We start from the raw sequence: 16,413 nt of genomic DNA, 5'->3' as shown, positions 1-16,413 counted from the left end.
GTAAGTCGCGTAATTCCGCCGCTGGCACGGGCATTGCTTAGGGAATGGCCATGTTCCAACGGTTCGCGCGCCTCTTCACGATCAAGACCAAATTTGAGGCATTCATGGTCATTTTCGGCCTCGCCAACGGCGCGGCCGATCGGGGCACGCATTATCTGGTGCAATATCCCGGCTGGCTTGGCTGGTTCATGTTCTGCCTGTGCCCGATCGCGGTGTTCATGGCCGCCACCCGCATCCTCGACAGCGTGGAGCGTGCTCAGCGCGAGGCTTGATCCGCGCTTGCGGCTTTTATTTGTCCGAGTATTGTGCTTGCATCCAACGGAGCAGGATCAATGAAACTCGTGATGCATGCCGCTGCCACAATTGCCCTTTTGTCGTCGGCATCGACCCTGGCGCGCGATGAGCCGACGGCGCCGGGCAGCAACCCCCTGTTCCGCGACAAGTTCACCGCCGATCCTGCGCCGCTGGTCGTCGACAATCGCCTTTATCTCTATGTGGGCCACGACCAGGCCGAGCGGGATCAGATGTTCAACATGCGCGAATGGCTGGTCTATTCGACCACCGATATGCGGAATTGGACCGATCACGGTCCAATCATGAAAGTCGCCGACTTCAAATGGGCCAAGGGCGATGCCTGGGCGTCGCAGGCGATCCAGGCCAATGGCAGATTCTATTTCTACGCCGCGGTCGAGCATGACGATACCCATCCGGGCAAGGCGATCGCCGTTGCTGTATCCGACAGCCCGACCGGCCCGTTTGTCGATGCAAAGGGTTCCGCGCTGATTACCAATCAGATGACGCCCAAGGGCTCGCATAGCTGGGAGGATATTGATCCCACTGTGTTCCGCGACGATGACGGCACCGTCTGGATCGCCTGGGGGAACCGCCAATGCTATATCGCCCGGCTGAACCCCAACATGATCGAGATTGACGGCCCGATCACCGAAATCACGCCGCCGCATTTTGAAGAGGGACCCTGGCTGCATAAGCGAGGGGACCTGTATTACCTCACCTATGCCTCGCTCGACCGGTCGGCCCACCGCGACGAACGGATTTCCTATGCGACCGCCCCGTCGATCCAGGGCCCATGGACATATCGCGGCGAACTGATGGATTCAGGCAAATACAGCTTTACGATCCATCCGGGCATCGCTGCATTCAAGAACAACTGGTATCTGTTCGCTCACAATGCTGCATTGGCCATTGGCGAACTCAATGGCTCCATCGGCCGCCGCGCGGTCACGGTCGAATATCTGCAATATAATCCCGACGGAACGCTCAAGCGGGTGCCCCACACCGATGCGGGAGTAACCGCCCCGCCGCCCCCGGCCGCTCGCGCGGATTAGAAGCCGACCCCCATTTCCGCGCTCATCCTGAGCCTGTCCGCTGACGAGTGGGGAAATCAGCGCGAAAATAGCTTCAGCGGCACTGCCTCGCCCATCACCCGATACCCGGCAATGGACGGATGCAGCCCGTCCCCGGAATCATAGTCGGCACGCATCCTCGCTGGATTGGCCGGATCGCGCATCAACGCATCGAAATCCATCACCGCGTCGACATTGCCGGGCGTGCGCAGCCATGCGTTGACCGCCTGCCGGTCCGCCTCGTTCTGCGCATCGGGATGGTAATAGGCGGACGCGCCATAGGGCAGGATGGTGCCGCCGATCACCCGGATGCCGCGCGCCCGGGCCCGTGCAACGATCTGCGCATACGCCGCGATCATCGCATCGCGTTCCTCGGCATGGCGTTCGGCCGACACGGGCGCATCGCGGGTCAGCGTGCCCAGATCGTTCACCCCGATCAGCAGCATCAGATGCGTGACGCCGGGCAGTGCCAGCACATCCCGTTCCAGCCGCGCCAGCCCGTTCGGCCCTAGTCCGTCACGCAGCAACCGGTTGCCGCCGATCCCCTGATTGATGACGGCCAGATCGCGGGTCGCGCGGTTCGCCTGCAACCGGTTCGCCAGCGTGTCGGGCCAGCGCGCATCGGTATCGGGCTGCACGCCAAAGCCATCGGTGATGCTGTCGGCCAGGATGACCAGTGCCCGCCCCGCCCTCCGCTCAACCTCGATGCTGGCAAGGTTGAACCAGCCGACCTTCTTAGCGGCATTGGCAAAGCCCGTGTCGGGCGCATCGGACGGCAGGATATAACTGTTCGTCCGCGACCCCGGATGCCCGGTCTGCCGCGCCGGCACATCGGCCAGCCGGATCGTCACGGCAAGATGCTCCAGCGCCGTCACCGGCATCGCGACGGGATCGGACAAGAACTCCGCACCTTGCGGGATCACCGCCGTGCCACGGCCCGAAAAGGTGACCGCAACCGGCCTGCCCCTGATCGCTGCACTGCCCCGCGCCGCGGCCGGTGCCACGGTCACGCTGGTGACGGTCAGCGGCTGATCCCCCGCGACATTGGACAAGCGGACGCGCATCCGGTCGCCCGACAGCGTCGGCCGGATCAGTTGCCGGATGACAACCCCGGCATTGCCCTCATGCGGCAGGCGCTGCTGGTCGTTCAGCTCGAAATTGCTGCTGGCCCAGCTGACGACCCACCGTTTTTGCTGCGCCGATGCTGCACCCGAACAGACCAGTGCGAGTACAGCAACCGCCAGCGAGAACCATCTTGCGATCATTCCGCTTTCCCCCGCGCGGGGGCGGCGGCCAGCGCCTGTCCGATGGCATCGTAAAGCGGCTTCGGCTTGAAGGCCGCGTCATAGGGCGCGCCTCGGATCAGTGACTTGTCGGCGCGCGGCGTAAAGCCGGACAGCCAGCTGTACCGGTCGCTCATCCCCCAGACCAGCACGTCGCGCAGTTGCAGGAAGGACAGCGTCACGTCCAGATACCCGCGCGCATAATCTGCGACGATCCGGTCGCGCGCCGCATCATCGGCGCTGACATACCGGTCGTTCACGTCGAACTCGGTGATGACCAGCCGGTATCCCATGGCCGTCACTTCGGTCAGGAACTCGCGCCAGACCGGCTGCCGCGCCGCGATCTGTTCGCCCACCGGCTGGCCGCCCTGCGGGCTGATATGCGATTGCAGGCCCAGCGCATCGACGGGCACGCCCCGCTTGCGAAACCCCTCCAGCAGTTTCAGCACGCCCCGGCGGTGGGTGGCATCGTTGCCGCTGTCCCAGCCCATATAGTCGTTATAAACCAGCTCCGCCCCCGGTGCCGTCTCGCGCGCTGTGCGGAACGCCAAGTCGCACACGGCCTGCCGGTCGCCCATCGCCTCGGTCAGCGCGTTCGCATAAAGGTCGCCCGTCGCCGGATCGACCGTCTCGTTGACAACGTCATAACTGTAGATGCGCTTGCCATAGCGCCCGGTAACGTTGCGGATATGTTCGACGATCAGCCGCTCCGCCTCGCTTGACGCGCGCGATCCGAAATCATGCTCGTTCAGCCATTTCGGCATCCATCGCGTCTGGTTCCACAACAGGGTGTGGCCGCGCACGCCCATCCCCCGTTTTTGGCTCCAATCCACCATCGGATCGAACCGGCTGAAATCATACCGGTCGACGGCGGGCCGCGTCGCCCCCCATTTCATCTCGTTTTCCGGGACGATCAGGCCGCAGTCGCGCTCCAGCAACGCGGCATAGGCCGGATTGGCAAAGCTGCCCCGGTCAGCCCCGGCCCGCCCAAAGGCACAGGCCGATCCAAAGCGCAGGCCCCGGCGTTCGGCAATCGCGTTCAGTCCCTCCGGCTGCTGTGCCAGCGCCGCCGCCGGATGCAGCATGGCCGCCCCGCCCGCAGCAATTCCCGCGCCGATCAACTCACGACGGTTCATGGCCATTTCAGTCATGACAATTCCTTTCCGGTTTCCCCCAACCGGGGCAACAACAGGTGGATGATGGCCAGCGCCACCAGATAGGCCGATCCGGCAAGCGCCATCAGCGGCACGTAACTGCCCGTGCTTTGCAGCGTCCATCCGGCGAACTGGGCGATCCCCATTCCGCCCAGCGCGCCCGCCAGTCCGCCGATGCCGACGACCGTGCCGACGGCGGGGCGCGGAAAGGTGTCCGACACCACCGTGTAAAGGTTCGCCGACCAACCTTGATGCGCTGCGGCCGCCAGCCCGATGATCCCCACCGCCACCAGCGGATCGGGAATGGACGGCGCGAACGCGACCGGCACGACGCACAGCGCACAGATCAGCATCACCGTCTTGCGCCCGGCATTGATGCTCCATCCCCGCGCGATCAGGCGCGACGACAGCCAGCCCCCGCCGATGCTGCCCACATCGGCCAGCAGATAGACGGCGATCAGCGCAGGCCCCAGCGTCGCCAGCATCCCGCCGCCCTTGGGCAACAGCTCAAGCCCATAGGTCTTGGTAAAGAAATCCGGCAGCCAGAACAGGAACAGCCACCAGATCGGATCGGTCAGGAACTTGCCGATCATGAATGCCCAGGTGCCCCGGTTGCGCAGTGCCTTGGCCCAGGTCACGCGCACCTGCGGCTCCGGCGGATCGGAATGGATCAGCGCCAGTTCCGCTGCTCCGACCCGCGGATGCTCCTCCGGCCGGCGATAGATGGCCAGCCAGCAGACGAGCAGGACCAGGCCAAGCGCCCCCGTCACGATGAACGCCGCCTGCCACCCGAACCACAGGACCAGGAACGGCACGGCCAGCGGCGTCAGCACCGCACCGACATTGGACCCGGCGTTGAACAACCCGGTGGCAAAGGCGCGCTCCCGCTTGGGAAACCATTCCGACACGGCCTTGATCGCACCCGGAAATCCGCCCGCTTCGCCCAGGCCAAGCGCAAAGCGGGCCAGCATGAAATGCGCCACGCTGGACGCCGCGCCATGCGCCATCGCCGCCAGCGACCATGCGGCGATCGCCACGGCCAGGCCAGTTCGCGTGCCGACAGCATCCATGAACCGGCCCATCAGCAACAGGCCGATGGCATAGGCGCCCTGAAACACGGTGACGATATTGCCGTAATCCGTCTCGCTCCAGCCGAACTCGGCATCGAACACGGATTTCAGGTTCCCCAGAACCAGCCGGTCGACGTAATTGACGGTGATCGCAAAGAACAACAGGGCGCAGATGACCCAGCGATATCGCCCCGGCCGGGCCGCAGCAGCAATCGCATCAGCGGGCAGCGGCGCCATCATCGCGCCATGTCTCCGACGCTGTCCGACCGACCATTGGTCACCCGCATCCCCTTTCCCGATATCGTTCACGCTATTCATTGCAGCATGGACTTATGCTTTATGATACCGCTACCTTAAGCGATAACGTGCGGCTGGCAAGGCGGTCGGTCTTTGAGCGGAGAGAGGATGTTGATGCGTTTGCTGGCTGGGCTTTGCGCCCTTTTCCTGACGATCATGCCCACCCTTTCTTCGGCGGAGGACGGTCACGAACTGTGGCTGCGCTATCGACTCGCGGATCAGGGCCGGATTGCCATGTTACCGGGAACATTGGCGGTCGAGGAAACCGACCCCCGCATCCTGTCCGCACGGGACGAACTGACCCGTGCACTCTCCGTCATGCGCGGCGCGCCAATCGCTTCCGGGGCAACGCTGGCTGACGGCGAAACGCTGGTGATCGGCACGCCGACCGGCAGTCCGCGAATCGCCGCGCTCAAGCTGCCGCTGGCCGGATTGGGTGACGAAGGGTTCGTGATCCGCTCCGCCAGGATCGCCGGGCGGCCGGTCACGGTGATCGCCGCCAATGACGGCGCGGGCGTCCTTTATGGCGCGTTCCGCTATCTTGATCTGGCGATCCGGGGCGCGCCGCTGACCGGGCTGAACGTCACGGACAGGCCGGCGTTGGACGTGCGCATCCTCAACCATTGGGACAATATGGATCGCCATGTGGAGCGCGGATATGCCGGCGAATCCATCTGGGACTGGCAGAAGCTGCCGCGCTTCGCTGATCCGCGCTACACCGACTATGCCCGCGCCAATGCGTCGATTGGCATCAACGCCGCGGTGCTGAACAACGTCAATGCCAATGCCGACATCCTGACCGCACCCTACCTTGAAAAGGTTGCGACCATCGCCGCGCAGCTGCGCCCGTGGAATATCCGCGTCTATCTTTCCACCCGCTTTTCCGCGCCGATGGAGATTGGCGGGCTGAAGACCGCCGATCCCCTGGACCCGGCGGTCCGGGCGTGGTGGCGGGCAAAGGCGGACGAGATTTACCGGACCATCCCCGATTTCGGCGGCTTCCTGGTCAAGGCCAATTCGGAAGGACAGCCGGGGCCGCAGAATTACGGCCGCAATCATGTCGATGGCGCCAACATGATGGCCGACGCGCTGGCCCCGCATGGCGGCATCGTGATGTGGCGCGCGTTCGTCTATTCCGAAACCGACCCCACCGACCGCGCGAAACAGGCCTATGCCGAGTTCCAGCCCTATGACGGCAAGTTCCGCGACAATGTGCTGGTTCAGGTCAAGAACGGCGCGATCGATTTCCAGCCGCGCGAACCCTTTCATCCGCTGTTCGGCGCCATGCCGAAAACGCCGCTGATGATGGAGGTTCAGTTGACCAAGGAATATCTCGGCTTTGCTACCCACCTCGCCTATCTGGGGCCGATGTGGGCGGAGGTGCTGGCCGCCGACACGCATCGCCCGCAAAAGGGGATGACGGTCGCCGATGTGCTGACCCGGCGCCCGCGGCCAGCAGCCGTGACCGGCATGGCCGGGGTCGCCAATATCGGCGCGGATCGCAACTGGTCCGGGTCTCAGTTCGATCAGGCAAACTGGTATGCCTTTGGCCGGCTCGCGTGGAACCCGCGGGCCGATGCTGCGGCCATTGCCCGCGACTGGGCTGAGCTGACCTGGGATGCGGATGCTCCCGGCACGGCGGCGATCGTCGACATGATGATGGCCAGCCGCGAGGCGGTGGCCGATTACATGACCCCGCTGGGCCTTACCCATCTGATGGCGACAGGCCACCATTATGGCCCCGGGCCATGGGTGGACGATCTGGCCCGGCCGGAATGGAACCCGGTTTATTATCACAAGGCGGATCAGCGCGGCATCGGCTTTGACCGGATGACCAGCGGCAGCAACGCCATCGCCCAATATGCGCCCGGTGCGGCGGCGCAGTGGCGCGATCCGGCGCGGATGGACGAACGGTACCTCCTCTGGTTCCACCATCTGCCCTGGGACCATCGCCTGAAATCCGGCGAAACCCTGTGGCAGGGCCTGCTCGCCCGCTACGACCGGGGGCTTGGCGAGGTTGGCCGGATGCAGGCAAGCTGGGCCGCGCTGGCCGATCAGATCGACCCGGATCGGCACCGCGAAGTCACCCAGTTCCTGCAGATCCAACAGGATGAGGCGACATGGTGGCGCGATGCCAGCATCGCCTATTGGTCCAGCGTCAGTGGCCGCCCCCTACCCCCGGGCGTCAAGGCACCGCCGCATCCGCTGTCCTATTACAAGGCGATCCGGACGCCCTATGCCCCGGGCAGCGGCGAGTAAGCGACAGAACCGGATTGGAAGGAAACACCATGAACCGAACGATGCTGGCACTGCTGTCCGGAGCGGCGCTCGCCCTGTCCGGCTGCGCCGCCGCGACCGATGCCGGGCTCGCTACCGCCCCACCGCCCGCCAACCTCGCCCAGTTCGACTGGCTGACCTATCGCGGCAGCGATCCCGTCGATGCTCAGGCAAAGCCCGGGCCCGGCGAGTTCCGCAATCCGATCCTTCAGGGCTATTATCCCGACCCGTCGATCACCCGGGTCGGAGAGGATTATTACCTCGTCAATTCCAGCTTTGCCCATTTCCCCGGCATACCGGTCTGGCACAGCCGCGATCTCGTCAACTGGACTCAGATCGCCAATGCCATCGACCGTCCCGACCAGCTGGATTTCAAGGCGCTCGGCCTGTCGCGCGGCGTGTTCGCCCCCGCGATCGAACATCACGACGGCACCTTTTACATCATCAACACCTGTGTCGATTGCGACGGCAATTTCGTCATCACGGCAAAGGATCCGCGCGGGCCATGGAGCGATCCCGTCTTTCTGCCGGATCTGGAAGGCGGCATCGATCCGTCGATCTTCTTCGATGCGGATGGCCGGGCTTGGGTGCTGAACAACGGGGCGCCGGTCGGCACGCCCCGCTATGACGGGCACCGCGCCATCTGGATCCAGCAATTCGATGCAAAGTCGCTAAAGACCTTTGGCCCGCGCACCGTCCTGGTCGATGGCGGCGTGGACCCGTCAAAGAACCCGGTGTGGATCGAAGGGCCGCACCTCTTCAAAAAGGATGGCTGGTATTATCTGACGGCGGCAGAGGGCGGCACGGCAGTCAATCACAGTCAGGTCGTTCTGCGCTCGCGCAGGCCCGACGGCCCCTTCACGCCCAATCCGAACAACCCCTTTCTGACGCAGCGCGACCTGCCGGATGGGCGGCCGAACCCCATTACCTCGGCCGGTCACGCCGACCTCATCGAAACCCAGAATGGCGAATGGTGGGCGCCGTTCCTGGCGGTGCGCCCCTATTCGGGTGACCTGTACAATATCGGGCGAGAGACGTTCCTGATGCCCGTCACCTGGGAAAATGGCTGGCCGGTCATCACCCGGCCGGGTCAGGTCATTCCGTGGACCGCGAAACGGCCCAACCTTCCGCCCGGAAAGCCCGGCCCGCTGCCGACCAACGGGCCGTTCAGCGTCCGCTATGCCTTTGACCGGCCACTGGGCATGGAATGGGTGATGCTGCGCAACCCGCGCGACAACTGGTACCGGGTTGAGGACGGAATGCTCAAGCTGACGCCGCGCGCCGTCGGGCTTGGCGACAATGGCAACCCCAGCTTCATCGCCCGGCGGCAACAGCATTTGGACGCCACGGTCGAAACGCAGATGCTGTTCGAGCCGCGCCGCGATGGCGACCGCGCCGGTCTTGTCGCGCTGCAAAGCGATGATGCGTGGCTGGCGATCCTGCTGGCGCGAAAGGATGGCGATCGGGTCATCCGCGCGGTGGTCCGTTCGTCGTCGGGCGACCCGCACGACGGGCGCATCCTCGTCGAACGCCCGATCGAGGTCGGCCCGATCCGCCTGCGCCTCAGCGTCACGGGCGGGACGGCCAGCCTTGCCTATGCCCCCAGCGGCGGCGATTGGCGGACGCTCGTCGACAACACCGACGCCACCATCCTGTCCACGCAAAAGGCCGGCGGCTTTGTCGGCACGGTCATCGGCCCATTCGCGCAAAGCGGGAACTAAGTAACCGGGATCCTCTCCCTTTACGGGAGAGGATGGCGAAGCTTGCCGCCGCAGCGGCAAGCGCAGCTTGGAGAGGGTGGGACGCCCCAGCAACGGCCGGGCCGTCACCCTCTCCCGTCCAGGGAGAGGGTTTGGATCGTCACTCCACGGTCAGCTTCGCTTCCTTCAGCTGCGCCGAATCCGGACCTGCCATGATGGTAAAGGTGCCGGGTTCCACCACCCGCTGCATCTTCATGTCCCACAGCGACAGCGCATCGGGCGACAGGGTGAACCGCACCGTCTGCTTTTCCCCCGGCTTCAACGTGACGCGCTGAAACGCCTTCAGCTCCTTGATCGGCCGGGTGACGCTCGCCGCATCGTCGCGGACATACAGCTGCACGACCTCGTCGCCCGGCCGGTCACCGGTGTTGGTCACGTCCACCTCGACCGTCGCGGGCTGACCCACCTTGATCGTCGGCGTGGTGACGCGCGGCGTACCGATGTCGAAACTGGTGTAGCTCAGGCCATAGCCGAACGGGAACAGCGGCTTGGTCGTATCGAACAGATAGCCGCGGCGCGCACTTGGCTTGACGTTGTAGTAAATCGGCAGCTGGCCGACATGCCGGGCAAAGCTGACCGGCAGCTTGCCGCCCGGGTTCACCTTGCCGAACACCACATCGGCAACCGCATGGCCGGTCTGCTCGCCCAGATACCAGCCCTCGATCAGGGCGGGCGCATTCTCCGCCAGATAATTCACCGACAGCGGACGACCGTTCAGCAACAGCACAACCACCGGCTTGCCCAGCGCGATCAGCCGCTTGGCCAGGTCCTCCTGCGGCCCCACCAGGTCCAGCGATGACCGGTCGCCCAGGTGATTGTCCGCCCACGCCTCCCGGCTCAGCTGTTCGTTGTCGCCCAGCACCAGCACGATCACGTCTGCGTTTTTCGCCGTTTCGACTGCCTCGTCGGCCAGCTTTGCGTTCACTTCCGGTTCGACCAGATCGACGGGATCGGCGGACCAGGACCGCGATTTGGTCAGCCGGACACCCTCGGCATAGTCCACCTTGAACTTGCCCTCGCCCGCGGCCTGCATCCCTTCCAGCACGCTGACCACATGACGCGGCACTTCGGAATAACCGCCAATCGGCGTGTCGCGCGCATGGGTGCCGATCACGGCCATCCGCCCGATCCGGTCCGGGTTCAGGGGCAGGACACCCTTGTCGTTTTTCAGCAGCACCATCGCCTTCTGCGCCGCCTCCCGCGCCAGGGCGATGGCATCGGGCGTGTTCTCCTTGGCCCGCGCCGCCTTTGCATCGACATACGGATGTTCGAACAGCCCCGCCTGAAACTTCAGCGTCAGGATGCGGCGAACCGCAGTGTCGATCTGCGCCTCGCTGATCCGGCCGGACTTGACCAGTTCGGACAGGTGCTTGAACGCATCGTCATCGGGCGCCTCGACATCGACGCCGGCTTCGATCGCACGGGCCGCCGCCTCGCGCTTGTCGGGGAACATCCTGTGCCGGGTCACCGTCTCGGCGACCGCGAAATAGTCGCTGACCACCATGCCCTTGAACCCCCATTCCTTGCGCAGCACCGTGTCCAGCAGCCACGGGTTCACATGGCTGGGCACGCCATCGATCTCGTTATAGCTGGGCATGATCGCCGCCACGGGCAGGGATTTCACCGCCCGCTCGAACGGTGGAAAGAAGTTTTCGCGCAGGATCCGCTCGGAAATCTGCGCCGGGGCGACATTGGTGCCGCCCTGCGGCTCGCCATGGCCGGTCATGTGCTTCAACGTCACATACACCTTGTCCTTGGCCAGCGGCAGCGTGGTACCCTGAAACCCCTTGATCGCGGCCAGCCCGATTTCGGCGACCAGATGCGGATCCTCGCCATAGGTCTCCTCGATCCGGCCCCAGCGCGGATCGCGCGCGACATCGACCACCGGGGCCAGCGCCAGATTGGCGCCCCGCGCCCGCATCTCGCGCGCCGCCACGGAAAAGACCCGCTCGACCAGCCCGGGGTCGAACGTGCTGGCCAGGCCGATCGCCTGCGGAAAGCTGGTCGCGCCGCGCGCAACATATCCGTGCAGCGCCTCTTCATGCGTGAACATCGGAATGCCGAGCCGCGTCCGCTCGATCGCCCATTTCTGCGCGGCATTGACGTAATTGGCGGTATCCTCCGCCTCGCGGTTCACCACATCGGCGGTCGCACCGGCGGCACCCGTATCGCGCGCCACCCCGCGCTTGTCCGACGGGCGGGACAGCATCCCCAGGCCATGCGGGAAATTGCGGCTGGCGGCGGCGGGATCGAACACGCCCCTGGCGTCCTGCACCTTGTTCTTGGTGCCCCAGATCGCGATCATCTGAGCGAACTTTTCCTCCAGCGTCATCCGCTTCAGCAGGTCCTCGACCCGCGCATCTACCGGCTGTGCTGCGTCCTTGTAAATCGGCCGGTCGCCGGCCTGCTGCGCTGTCGGCGCTGCCTCGCGCCCCGGCTCGGCAATGGCGACGCCTGTGGTGCCCGCCAGGATCGACAGGCCGACCGATGCTGCCAGAATGGCACGCGCACAGATGCTGCTGCTCATGAAATCCCCTCTCCTGATCCCCGGTGCGGTCGTCCGCACGGCCGGTGATATCGCTACCATAATGTCCTGACATTGGACGCGCTAGCCGTCAACTATCCGCCCCGATTGCGTTTGTTACAACCTAACATTAAGCAGACCGCGAAAGGGGCGGGGGAAATGAGAACTAGTCGCAGGCGGCAGGGAAGCCCAACGGTGCAGGACGTCGCCATGGCAGCGGGCGTTTCCGCGATGACCGTGTCGCGCGTCGTCAATGGCGGCACCAATGTGCGCGAAGCGACGCGTACCGCCGTGCTTCAGGCGATCGAGCAGCTCAACTATCGACCCAACACTGCCGCCCGCAATCTGGCGGCCGGTGAGGCGACGCAGATCGGTCTGTTCTACGCCAACCCCTCGGTCGGCTATCTCAGCCAGTTCCTGATTGGCGCCCTCAACGCCGCCCGCCGCGCGGGTTGTCACCTCGTTCTGGAATCCTGCGAAGGGGAAAGCGACGAGGAACTGGCCGAGGCGACGCGGCAATTCGCCGCGACCGAGGTGCAGGGCGTGCTGCTGCCTGCGCCCCTGTCAGAAAACACGGTTGTCCGGGCCGAACTGGATGCCGCGGGCATCCCCTATACCTCGATCGCGCTGGGCCGGTTCGTGCCGGGCAGCCTGAATGTCCGCATCGACGATTATGCCGCCGCGCGCGCAATGACCGATCATCTCATCCGTCTGGGTCATCGCGACATCGCCTTCATCATGGGCCATCCCAATCAGGTCGCATCGGCAGAACGGTATCGCGGTTTTTGCGATTCGCTCGCCGCCGCCGGGCTGGATCCGGCGCAGGGGCGGGTGGAACAGGGTTATTTCACCTTCCGTTCGGGGATGCAGGCCGCCGAGCGTATCCTGGACAGCAAGTCGCGCCCGACGGCCGTGTTCGCATCCAATGACGACATGGCCGCCGCCGCCGTCGGTGTCGCACACCGGCTGGGCCTGCATGTGCCAGAGGATGTCAGCATCGTCGGCTTTGACGACACCGCAATCGCCACGTCGATCTGGCCGGAACTGACCACCATTCGTCAGCCGACGGCCGACATGGCGGAAATCGGCGTCGGCATGCTGCTCAAGCGGATTTCCGGGCGTCAGGATAGCGACGTTGCGAATGGCATGGATCAGATCATGCCGTTCCAGCTGATCGAGCGCGAGTCATCGGGCCCCCCGCCCCGGCAATGACCATGCCCGCGCTCGTCGAAAGTCGCTTGCAATCACGCTGCGGATGGGCTTTTTCAGTTACCGCTAACAGTCGGGCATCAGCGCCGGCGCGTTCAGGTTAGGTCGGAGGGGACGAAAACAGATGGTTCATACAACGGCGGAGCGCACCAATCTGGCGCTCGTCATTGCCATCGTCGCGGTGGCGACGATCGGCGGATTGCTGTTCGGATATGACAGCGGCGCGGTGAACGGCACGCAGGACGGCCTGAAAAGCGCCTTTGCCCTGTCGGAAGAAGGGCTTGGCTTCACCGTCGGTTCGCTGCTGATCGGTTGCGTCGTCGGCGCGACCGCCGCGGGCTGGCTGGCCGACATGATGGGCCGTCGCAACGTGATGATGCTGGCCGCGCTCCTGTTCCTTGTCGGTGCGTTGATTCAGGGTTTCGCGGAATCCCAGCCGCTGTTCGTGATGGCCCGCATGATGGGCGGCATCGCCGTCGGCGCGGCCAGCGTCCTGTCGCCGGCCTATATCTCCGAGGTCGCCCCGGCCAACATCCGCGGCCGGATGACCACGATCCAGCAGATCATGATCATCACCGGCCTGACCGCCGCGTTCGTGGTCAATTACGCCCTCGCCGCCTCGGCCGGTGCGTCGACCAACCCGTTCTGGCTCGGGCTGGAGGCATGGCGCTGGATGTATCTGATGCAGGCGATCCCGGCGGCCGTCTTCCTGATCGCGCTGTTCTTCATCCCCGAAAGCCCCCGCTATCTGATCGCCAAGGGCCGCGATGCAGAGGCGCTGTCGGTGCTGACCCGCCTGTTCGGGCCGGAAACCGCCACCACCAAGACTGCGGAGATCAAGGCCAGCTTCTCCGATCACAAACCGCGCCTGTCCGACGTGCTGGCCAGCGGCACCGTGTTCCGCCCCATCGTCTGGGCCGGCATCCTGCTCGCCGTGTTTCAGCAGCTGGTCGGCATCAACGTCATTTTCTATTATGGCGCGACGCTGTGGCAGCTTGCCGGCTTCACCGAAAATGACGCCCTGCTGATCAACATCGGGTCGGGCGTCGTCTCCATCGCTGCCTGTTTCGTCACCGTCCTGCTGGTCGACAAGATCGGGCGCAAGCCGCTGTTGCTGATCGGTTCGGCCGGCATGGCCGTCACCCTGTTCACCATGGTCTATGCCTTCAGCCAGGGGTCGCTGGACCCCGCCGGTCAGCTGGTGCTGTCGCCTCAGCTGGGGATGCTCGCGGTCGTTGCCGCCAACCTTTACGTGATCTTCTTCAACGTCAGCTGGGGCCCGGTGATGTGGGTCATGCTGGGCGAAATGTTCCCCAATCAGTTCCGGGGATCGGCGCTGGCCGTTGCCGGGTTCGCGCAATGGGGATCCAATTACCTGATCGCGCAGACCTTTCCCATCATGGCGGCGTGGAGCCTTGCCGGCAGCTACAGCTTCTATGCTGTCTGCGCGACGATCAGCTTCTTCCTCGTCCGCGCCTTCATCAAGGAGACGGCGGGCAAGGAACTGGAGGCCATGGAGGGCTGAACCAGATCCTCCCCGCTTGCGGGGAGGTGGCAGTGCGAAGCACTGACGGAGGGGGCGAGCCATCGGGCGTCACGCTCGCGGCAATCCCCCTCCTCCACCGCTGACGTGGTGGTCCCCCTCCCCGTGACCGGGGAGGATTTTTTTGGAGGATGACAACCGTGACCCGCACCCCCGCCCGCCCCTTCCGCTCCCGCGAATGGTTTGCAGCGCCCGGGCGCAGCGACATGGCCGCGCTCTATCTTGAGCGGTTCATGAATTACGGGATCACGCCCGAAGAGCTGATGAGCGGGAAACCGATCATCGGCATCGCGCAATCGGGCAGCGACCTGTCCCCGTGCAACCGCATCCATCTCGACCTTGCGAAGCGGGTCCGTTCGGGGATTGAGGCGGCGGGCGGGGTGTGCATCGAATTTCCGGTGCATCCGATCTTCGAAAATTGCCGCCGCCCGACCGCGGCGATCGACCGCAATCTGGCCTATCTGGGCCTTGTCGAAATCCTGAACGGCTATCCCATCGATGCGGTCGTGCTGACCACCGGGTGTGACAAGACCACGCCCAGTCAGGTGATGGCCGCGACCACGGTGGATATCCCCGCCATTGTCCTGTCCGGCGGCCCGATGCTGGATGGCTGGGATGAGGGCGATCTGGTCGGTTCCGGCACCGTCATCTGGCGCAGCCGCCGGAAACTGGCGGCGGGCGAGATTACCGAGGCGGATTTCCTGCGCGCCGCGACCAGCTCCGCGCCGTCCGCCGGGCACTGCAACACCATGGGCACCGCCAGCACGATGAACGCGGTGGCCGAAGGGCTTGGCCTGTCCCTGCCCGGCTGCGCCGCCATCCCCGCGCCCTATCGCGAACGTGGTCAGATCGCGTACGAGACCGGCCGACGCATCGTGGAAATGGCCTATGAGGATCTGCGCCCCTCGCGCATCCTGACCCGCCAGTCCTTCGTCAACGCGATCACGCTGGTGTCCGCCATCGGCGGATCGTCCAATGCCCAGCCGCATATCGTCGCCATGGCGCGCCATGCCGGGGTCGAGGTGACGCCGCAGGACTGGCAGGATGCCTATGACGTCCCCCTGCTCGTCAACATGCAGCCCGCCGGCAAATATCTGGGCGAACGGTTCCACCGCGCGGGCGGCGTTCCCGCCGTGCTGCACGAACTGATCGAGGCGGGCCGGGTGGACGGCAGCGTCCTGACCGTGACCGGCAAATCGATGGCGGAAAACATCACCGGCCGTGCGACGACGGACCGGGAGGTCGTGAAACCCTATGCCGAACCGCTGATCGACAAGGCGGGATTCCTGGTGCTCAAGGGCAATCTGTTCGATTTCGCCATCATGAAGACCAGCGTGATCTCGGACGAATTCCGCCAGCGTTATCTGTCGCGTCCGGGGCATGAAGGCGTGTTCGAATGTCGCGCCATCGTATTCGACGGATCGGACGATTATCATCACCGCATCGACGATCCCGCGCTGGAAATCGACGAAAACTGCATCCTCGTCATTCGCGGTTCCGGCGTGCTCGGCTGGCCCGGCTCTGCCGAAGTGGTGAATATGCAACCGCCCGCCGCCCTGCTTCAGCGCGGGATCCGCAGCCTGCCGACGCTTGGCGATGGGCGTCAGTCGGGCACGTCGGACAGCCCGTCGATCCTGAACGCCTCACCGGAAAGCGCGGCAGGCGGCGGCCTTGCCTGGCTGCGAACCGGCGACATGATCCGCGTCGATCTCAACACCGGCGAATGCAACGCGCTGGTCGATCAGGCGGAAATCGACCGCCGCCTCGCCGCCGACGGCCTGCCCCCCGTGCCCGAAAGCGCGACCCCTTGGGAAGAGCTGTTCCGCGAAAAGACCGGTCAGCTGGGCGAAGGCGGCGTGATGGAATTCGCGCTGAAATACCGCAAGACCAGCGAAAAGACGCCGCGCCACAATCACTGAGCGACGCGCCCTC

11 protein-coding genes are annotated in these 16,413 nt (G+C 64.9%); 7 read left to right on the top strand and 4 right to left on the bottom strand.

The window, feature by feature from the left end; translation table 11 throughout:
• The first annotated feature begins 50 nt into the window (after positions 1-50).
• Both ACNI3Q_RS01870 and ACNI3Q_RS01865 read left to right on the top strand, forming a co-directional pair.
• Entirely contained in the window at positions 51-272 is a 222-nt protein-coding gene (locus tag ACNI3Q_RS01870; protein ID WP_426273663.1) for a hypothetical protein, read from the top strand.
• Positions 273-332: 60 nt separating this feature from the next.
• Positions 333-1,346, top strand: coding sequence for a glycoside hydrolase family 43 protein (locus tag ACNI3Q_RS01865; protein ID WP_426273661.1), 1,014 nt, complete (start codon positions 333-335; stop codon positions 1,344-1,346).
• 56 nt (positions 1,347-1,402) lie between these two features.
• Here ACNI3Q_RS01865 and ACNI3Q_RS01860 read toward each other — a convergent pair whose 3' ends face one another.
• From ACNI3Q_RS01860 to ACNI3Q_RS01850, 3 genes are read right to left on the bottom strand one after another with little or no spacing between them, the layout of a single operon-like run.
• Complete coding sequence (locus ACNI3Q_RS01860; RefSeq protein ID WP_426273659.1) at positions 1,403-2,629, bottom strand: SGNH/GDSL hydrolase family protein; 1,227 nt, start codon at positions 2,627-2,629, stop codon at positions 1,403-1,405.
• Entirely contained in the window at positions 2,626-3,798 is a 1,173-nt protein-coding gene (locus ACNI3Q_RS01855; RefSeq protein WP_426273656.1) for an endo-1,4-beta-xylanase, read from the bottom strand. Before ACNI3Q_RS01855 ends, ACNI3Q_RS01860 begins: the two co-directional genes overlap by 4 nt.
• Positions 3,795-5,111, bottom strand: coding sequence for an MFS transporter (locus ACNI3Q_RS01850; RefSeq protein WP_426273654.1), 1,317 nt, complete (start codon positions 5,109-5,111; stop codon positions 3,795-3,797). The genes ACNI3Q_RS01855 and ACNI3Q_RS01850 overlap by 4 nt, the downstream gene beginning before the upstream one ends.
• 165 nt (positions 5,112-5,276) lie before the next feature.
• Between ACNI3Q_RS01850 and ACNI3Q_RS01845 the strand changes: the two genes are divergently transcribed.
• Together ACNI3Q_RS01845 and ACNI3Q_RS01840 are read left to right on the top strand one after the other, a co-directional pair.
• Complete coding sequence (locus ACNI3Q_RS01845) at positions 5,277-7,427, top strand: alpha-glucuronidase family glycosyl hydrolase (protein WP_426273652.1); 2,151 nt, start codon at positions 5,277-5,279, stop codon at positions 7,425-7,427.
• A 29-nt stretch (positions 7,428-7,456) separates the two neighbouring features.
• Positions 7,457-9,166, top strand: coding sequence for a glycoside hydrolase family 43 protein (locus ACNI3Q_RS01840; RefSeq protein WP_426273650.1), 1,710 nt, complete (start codon positions 7,457-7,459; stop codon positions 9,164-9,166).
• Positions 9,167-9,305: 139 nt separating this feature from the next.
• Here ACNI3Q_RS01840 and ACNI3Q_RS01835 read toward each other — a convergent pair whose 3' ends face one another.
• A complete protein-coding gene (locus ACNI3Q_RS01835) occupies positions 9,306-11,732 on the bottom strand; it encodes a glycoside hydrolase family 3 N-terminal domain-containing protein (RefSeq protein ID WP_426273648.1) in 2,427 nt (808 codons plus the stop codon).
• Positions 11,733-11,924: 192 nt separating this feature from the next.
• Between ACNI3Q_RS01835 and ACNI3Q_RS01830 the strand changes: the two genes are divergently transcribed.
• The 3 genes from ACNI3Q_RS01830 (at position 11,925) to ACNI3Q_RS01820 (ending at position 16,400) form a co-directional block, all read left to right on the top strand.
• Complete coding sequence (locus ACNI3Q_RS01830) at positions 11,925-12,941, top strand: LacI family DNA-binding transcriptional regulator (RefSeq protein ID WP_426273646.1); 1,017 nt, start codon at positions 11,925-11,927, stop codon at positions 12,939-12,941.
• Positions 12,942-13,062: 121 nt separating this feature from the next.
• Complete coding sequence (locus ACNI3Q_RS01825; protein WP_426273644.1) at positions 13,063-14,463, top strand: sugar porter family MFS transporter; 1,401 nt, start codon at positions 13,063-13,065, stop codon at positions 14,461-14,463.
• Between the two features lie 149 nt (positions 14,464-14,612).
• A complete protein-coding gene (locus tag ACNI3Q_RS01820) occupies positions 14,613-16,400 on the top strand; it encodes an IlvD/Edd family dehydratase (RefSeq protein ID WP_426273642.1) in 1,788 nt (595 codons plus the stop codon).
• Positions 16,401-16,413 lie beyond the last annotated feature (13 nt).

The sequence above is a fragment of the Sphingomonas eleionomae genome (genome assembly GCF_049889035.1).
Lineage (GTDB): Bacteria > Pseudomonadota > Alphaproteobacteria > Sphingomonadales > Sphingomonadaceae > Sphingomonas.
The sequence above is the reverse complement of the archived record's forward strand: the minus strand, read 5'-3'. Positions and strand labels throughout refer to the sequence as shown.